The sequence below is a fragment of the Halomonas sp. BC04 genome, from assembly GCF_000568385.1.
Genome location: NZ_AZQX01000201.1, coordinates 1 through 6,071, shown reverse-complemented (window position 1 = coordinate 6,071; position 6,071 = coordinate 1). Strand labels below are relative to the sequence as shown.

General features: G+C 64.7%; 4 protein-coding genes and 2 pseudogenes. 1 reads left to right on the top strand and 5 read right to left on the bottom strand.

What is annotated here, in order from left to right; translation table 11 throughout:
- Window positions 1-78 precede the first annotated feature (78 nt).
- The 3 genes from trmA to Q427_RS14155 form a co-directional block, all read right to left on the bottom strand.
- Entirely contained in the window at window positions 79-1,203 is a 1,125-nt protein-coding gene (gene trmA, locus Q427_RS14165) for a tRNA (uridine(54)-C5)-methyltransferase TrmA (protein WP_043514995.1), read from the bottom strand.
- A gap of 35 nt (window positions 1,204-1,238) precedes the next feature.
- Entirely contained in the window at window positions 1,239-2,015 is a 777-nt protein-coding gene (gene murI / locus Q427_RS14160) for a glutamate racemase (protein WP_043514993.1), read from the bottom strand.
- 90 nt (window positions 2,016-2,105) lie between these two features.
- Complete coding sequence (locus Q427_RS14155) at window positions 2,106-2,648, bottom strand: hemerythrin domain-containing protein (protein WP_043514998.1); 543 nt, start codon at window positions 2,646-2,648, stop codon at window positions 2,106-2,108.
- A gap of 233 nt (window positions 2,649-2,881) precedes the next feature.
- On the opposite strand from Q427_RS14155, the pseudogene Q427_RS14150 reads away from it, so the two are divergent.
- Window positions 2,882-4,220, top strand: a pseudogene (locus Q427_RS14150) (replication-associated recombination protein A).
- A gap of 57 nt (window positions 4,221-4,277) precedes the next feature.
- On the opposite strand, the gene lolA reads toward Q427_RS14150, so the two are convergent.
- The gene (gene lolA / locus Q427_RS14145) at window positions 4,278-4,907 is read right to left on the bottom strand and encodes an outer membrane lipoprotein chaperone LolA (protein ID WP_043514990.1); all 630 of its coding nucleotides are present in this window, start codon (window positions 4,905-4,907) and stop codon (window positions 4,278-4,280) included.
- Window positions 4,908-5,034: 127 nt separating this feature from the next.
- Window positions 5,035-6,071 (bottom strand): annotated as a pseudogene (locus Q427_RS14135) (DNA translocase FtsK); the annotation flags it as partial.

Genomic DNA, 6,071 nt, shown 5'->3' with positions numbered 1-6,071 from the left:
GTGCATGCCGCTTGGGCATCGCCATATGACGATCTGCTACTTGACATTGCCAGAGTGCGCAGTGCTGCCCTGATCAACTCAGGTGGCGTATCGCTCCAGCAGGACGCCGCATTCGCAGTGGTGCGTCCAGGGAAACTGGTCGAACAGCGCGAAGCGCGTGATCCTGTGAGTGCGACATAGCGTTTCCAGATTCCGCGCCAATGTATCGGGGCTGCATGAAATATAGACGATACGAGGATACTCGCTCAGTTGTTGGCAGCTCGCGTCGTCGAGACCTGCCCGGGGAGGGTCCACCAGCACGGTGGCGAAGTCGTATGACTCCAGCCCCATCTCCTCTACCCGACGCCCGCCCTTCTCCCCCTTCAGGGCCTCGGCAAACTCCTCAGCCGACATCCGTCCGATCACCGCATTGTCGATGCCATTGGCCGCCAGGTTTTCCCGGGCGCTTGCCACCGAGGTGCGGGAGATTTCGGTGGCCAGCACGCGGCGAAAATTCTCCGCCAGGGCAATGGTGAAGTTGCCGTTGCCGCAATAGAGTTCGACCAGGTCGTGGTCCTGACTGCCCCGGGTCACCTCGCGGGCCCAGGCCAGCATGGAGCGGCAGATCTCGGCGTTGGGCTGGGTGAAGCTGTTTTCCACCTGCTGGTAGACGAAGGAGCGCCCGTCCACGTCCAGCCGCTCCCAGACATGGTCGCGCTCGAGCACCAGCCGCTGCTTGCGCGAACGGCCGATGATGAAGATATCCAACTGATCCTGAAGCGCTCGCGCCTCGCTCTCCCAGGCCGCATCCAACGGCCGGTGATAGATCAGGGTCACCAGCGCCTCGCCGGTCAGCGTGGTCAGGAACTCCACCTGAAACAGCCGATGCCGCAGTGTGGAGCTGGCCAGCAGCGCCTCGCGCAGCCGGGGCATCAGCGCATTTATCTGCCGGCTGGCAACAGGGTACTGATCCAGGCGAATGACGCGCTTCTTCCTGGGAGCCGCAGGATCGTCGTCGGACCCTTCCATTTCAAACATGGCATAGAAGAGGTCGTCACCCTCGTGCCAGATACGAAACTCGCAGCGCTGCCGATAATGGCTAGGCGGCGATGCCAGGACTTCCAGGGGCGGTGGCGAGAAAGGGGCGAACTGGCGAACGATACGCTCCCGCTTGGCTTGGAGCTGCTGGTCGTAGCGCGCGGGATCGACAACGGGAAGGGACACGGTAGCTCCTGTCGTGAGTGTGGCAAGGCAGAAAGTCAATCGAGGGGAAGCCACTGAGGCGCGTCGAAACCGAACGCCGACAGGGCTCGGCTCAAGCGAGTATCCGGGGCGGTGGCAAAGCTGCGATCACGTTCGCCGCGAGGCGCGGAACTGACGATGACCTGGGCCGTCCGACGCGCGATGGCCTCGCCGGAGTCAACCAGGCGCACCCCGTGGGGTGCCGTCTCGGCGATATAGGCGCTCAGCAAGGGAAAATGCGTGCAGCCCAGCACCACGGTGTCCAGGTCCCCCGCCGCCCACAGGGGGGCCGTGGCTTCACGTATGATGGCCCGGTCCGGCGTCTCCCCTGCCAGCAGACGCTCCGCCTGGGCCACCAGGGGATCGGCTGCCACGCGGGTGACCCGGCAGTCGGCGGCAAATTCCCGGATCAGGCGATCGGTATAGGGGCGGGACACCGTCGCACTGGTGGCCAGCAGGCCGATGTGACGGCTGCGGCTCGACGCCGCGGCAGGCTTGATGGCCGGCACGGTACCCACGACGGGCACCTCCAGCCGGTCGCGCAGGAGATCGAGGGCCAGGGTACTGGCGGTATTGCAGGCCACCACCAGCACGCAGCAATCACTGGCGGCGACCGCGGCGCTGCAGACCGCCAGGATACGCTTCACCAGCCAGTCATCAGGCCGCGTACCGTAAGGCATCATCGCGTTGTCGCAGGCATAGACAAGCGCGGCATCCGGCAGCCGGCGGCGCAGCGGTGAAATCACCGACAGGCCGCCGACGCCGGAGTCGAAGATCAGGATCGGGCCGGACATGGAAAAGAGTCCAACATGTGGAGTCGCTCGGCTGCTAGGAGGCGCTCATTCTAGCAGCAAGCGGGACAGGCTCCCATCCGCCCCTTGTTCTCAGGTTGCCGGTTCGATGTCCCTCAGTTCGGCATAGAGCTCGGGGTAGGCGGCCTGCAATCGCTCCAGTTTGGCGGCGGCACCGTCGGGCAGAGCCTCCGCCAGACGCTCCAGATCCTGATCATCGAAGTGCTCACGGATCAGTGGAAAGAGCAGTTCCCGCTCGTCGCGCAGATAGGCGCGGTGTGCGTCGAGGTAGGCCTTCAGGTCCTCGGCGAAGCGATCCATGGGCACCACGGCGTCCATCAGGATCATGTCGATGTCGTTGGAGAGCCGCATCAGCCGCTGGCGCAGTGCCTGGTAGTCGTTTGAAAGCCGCTCTGTCAGCGTGTTGCTCTCGGGGGCCAGGGCATTGAGACGCTCGGTGCAGACCCGCTCCAGGGGAACCGTAAATCCTTCCATGTAGTCGAGTATGTAGTCGACGACTTCCCGGACCAGTTGAAAATTGGGTCGTTCGCCGGATGCAAGGGCCTTCTGCTTGAGCTGAAGGACGTGCAACATGCGCGCCATATTGGCATGATCCCGACGCAGTTGGGTCAGCATGGGCATGTCGAAGCCTCCTCTACCATCAAATGAAGCGGGCAATAAGCGTTGGATACGTGGGATGAACGCAGGTTCATTGTCGAGGCCGCTTAATTTCTGGCGACCCGAGCAGGCAAGGTGCCATATCACCCTAGCCCCTTTGGCCTAATATCGCACATCGCCCAAGGTCGTATTGCATAATTCCCGAGCACCAGAAACCCAATGACATGACCTACCGCCAAAAGGAGCGCTCCATGGACCTGTTCGGCCAGCCCCCCGACGATGCGGCACCACTGGCCTACCGCATGCGACCCCGCCGCCTGGAGGACTACGTGGGCCAGCAGGCGCTGGTGGGGCCCGGCAAACCGCTACGGCGCATGGCGGAGACCGGCACGGTGCGCTCGATGATCCTCTGGGGCCCCCGGGGGTGGGCAAGACCACCCTGGCCGACATCCTGGCCACGGAGTCCGGCTCACGCCTGGAAAGGCTCTCGGCGGTCATGGCCGGGGTGAAGGATATCCGCGAGGCGGCGTCCCGGGCAGAGGTGGCGCGGGGGCAGGGCCAGCCGACGCTGATGTTTCTCGACGAGATCCACCGTCTCAACAAGAGTCAGCAGGATGCCCTGCTGCCCCATGTGGAGTCGGGCTTGCTGACGCTGATCGGCGCCACCACCGAGAACCCCTCCTTCGAGGTCAACTCGGCACTGCTCTCCCGGGCGCGCGTTCACGTGCTCAAACCCCTCGACGAAGACGAACTGGTTACCGTGATGCGACAGGCCCTGGGCGACAGCGAGCGCGGCCTGGGCAGCCGCCGCATCGCCGTGGATGACGAGATCCTCGCCATGCTCGCCCGGGCCGCCGCCGGCGATGCACGACGCGCTCTTGGCCTGCTCGAGACCGCCTGCGACTTCACCGTCGCCGAGGGCGATCATGAACGCCTGCCCCGGGAGGCCCTGGAAGCCGCCATGGGCCATCAGGCCAGCGCCTTCGACAAGCAGGGTGACTACTACTACGACCTGCTCTCGGCCATTCACAAGTCGATACGCTCATCGCGTCAGGATGCCGCTTTACTCTATATCGCCCGCTTCATCCAGGGAGGCGGCGACCCGCTGGACGTTGTTCGAAGGCTCGCCGCCATCGCGTCGGAAGACGTGGGCAACGCCGATCCCCGCGCCCTGCCGCTGGTCATGACGGCCTGGGACGCTACCTGCGCCTGGGAGACCATGAGGGCCAGCGCGCCATTGCCCATGCCGCTATCCATCTCGCCGTGGCCCCAAAGAGCAACGCCATCGACCAGGCATGGCATCGTGCCAAGTCATTGGTGGCCGCCCAACCCAGCCTGGAGGTTCCCCACTACCTGCGCAACGCGCCGACCCGTCTGATGGAGTCGCTGGGTCATGGCCAAGGGTATCGCTACGCCCACAGCGAGCCACAGGGTTATCCGGCGGGCAGCGCCCACGACTGCTGGCCCGACGAGCTCCCCCGCCAGCCGCTCTATCAGCCCAGCGATCACGGCCAGGAGAAGCGCTACGCCCAGTTGATGGCCTGGCGGGCCGAGCTGGATGCCCAGGCGGATGGAGGGGCGGACGCCTGAAACCAACCGCGCCGCCTCGAGGGCGGCGCGGTTGCTTCATGGGCTACTGCCTGTCGATCAATGGGTGTCGCGGATCACATCGATGCCATCGGGAATGTCGAAGGTAAAACGACTCTCGTCGATGGACTGGTTCATGCCCACGTCACGAAACTCGATGGCGGTACGCTGACCGGTACTGTCGGTCATTTCCAGACCCCGCAGCTCTTCGCCGCGGAAGGTCATTTCCAGCTCCTCGAACAGGGTGTCGGGCGACTTCGGCACCAGCCGGAAGCTCTCGTTGCTGCCCTGCTGCTGACGCGTGACCTCGTAGTTCTCGGTCAGCTCGCTGGCACTGCCGGAGAGCAGCAGCGCCGGAGTATGAGTGACACGCTGGTCCAGCGCCTGCACGGTGACCTGCTCCAGGTCGGGGTCGTAGAGATAGACCTCGCTGCCATCGGAGATGACTTCCTGCTGATAGGGGGCGTCCACCTCCCAGCGGAACTTGCCGGGACGCGATAGCCACATGGTGCCGCTGGCCTGCTGCAGGCGCTGGCCACTACCGTCGAGGATCTGCTGCTCGAAGCTGGCCTGGTAGGTCTGCAAAGGCTCCAGTATCGAGGCCAAACGATCCGCCCCTTCGCTGGCAAAGGCGGCAACCGGCAGCGCGAGCATCATGGTCAGTGTGGCAAGGCTCTTCTTTACAGTCATTATCGCTATCTCCCTAGCGGGTCCGTATGTGTAATCCTGTCAATCGGACCCGGTCGGCGCCGGCGGGTTGCATGCCCGCCGGCGCTTTCACGTTTGATGCATGTTTGACGAGGGGACGAAGATGGGGTCAATTCCCCACCGGCGGCGGCGCCAGCACTTCGCGGGCGCCATTGGTGCCCATGGAAGAGACCACGCCGGCCACCTCCATCGCCTCCACCAGCCGCGCGGCACGGTTGTAGCCGATCTTGAAGCGGCGCTGCACCGCGGAGATCGAGGCGCGCCGGGACTCGGTCACGAACTGCACCGCCTCGTCGTAGAGGGCGTCCTGCTCGGCATCGCCGCCATCACCACCTTCCGCCTCCAGGCCCGTCAGCGCCTCCGCCGAGACACCACCGGAGAGGATCTCCTCGATATACACGGGCTCGCCGCGGCGCTTCCAGTCCTCGACGATGCGATGCACCTCGTCATCGTCGACGAAGGCACCATGGACCCGAGTCGCAGACCGGAACCCGCAGGCAGGTAGAGCATATCGCCGTGGCCCAGCAGGTTCTCGGCACCGCCCTGATCGAGAATGGTGCGTGAGTCGACCCGCGAGGAGACCTGGAAGGCCATGCGGGTGGGTATGTTGGCCTTGATCAGGCCGGTGACCACATCCACCGAAGGGCGCTGGGTGGCGAGTATCAGGTGGATACCGGCGGCCCGCGCCTTCTGGGCGAGACGGGCGATCAGTTCCTCGACCTTCTTGCCCACGATCATGAACATGTCGGCAAATTCGTCGATCACCACCACGATATAGGGCAGTTTCTCCAGTACCGGGGGCGGCTCGTGCATTTCCCAGGGTTGGGGGTCCCACAGCGGGTCGGCCACCTGGGCCCCCGCCCGCTCCGCCTCGTCGAGCTTGCCATTGAAGCCGGCGATGTTGCGCACCCCCATGGCCGCCATCAGCTTGTAGCGGCGCTCCATCTCGGCCACACACCAGCGCAGCGAATTGGCGGCCTCCTTCATGTCGGTGACCACCGGGGCCAGCAGGTGCGGGATACCGTCATAGACCGAGAGTTCGAGCATCTTGGGGTCGACCATGATCAACCGCAGCTCCTCGGGCGTGGCCTTGAGCAGCATGGAGATCAACATGGCGTTGACCCCCACCGACTTGCCCGAACCGGT

Excerpts from the sequence above, each read along its gene's own strand:
- murI (WP_043514993.1), bottom strand. The coding sequence starts at position 2,015 with ATGTCCGGCCCGATCCTGATCTTCGACTCCGGCGTCGGCGGCCTGTCG.
- Q427_RS14155 (WP_043514998.1), bottom strand. The coding sequence starts at position 2,648 with ATGCTGACCCAACTGCGTCGGGATCATGCCAATATGGCGCGCATGTTG.
- lolA (WP_043514990.1), bottom strand. The coding sequence starts at position 4,907 with ATGACTGTAAAGAAGAGCCTTGCCACACTGACCATGATGCTCGCGCTG.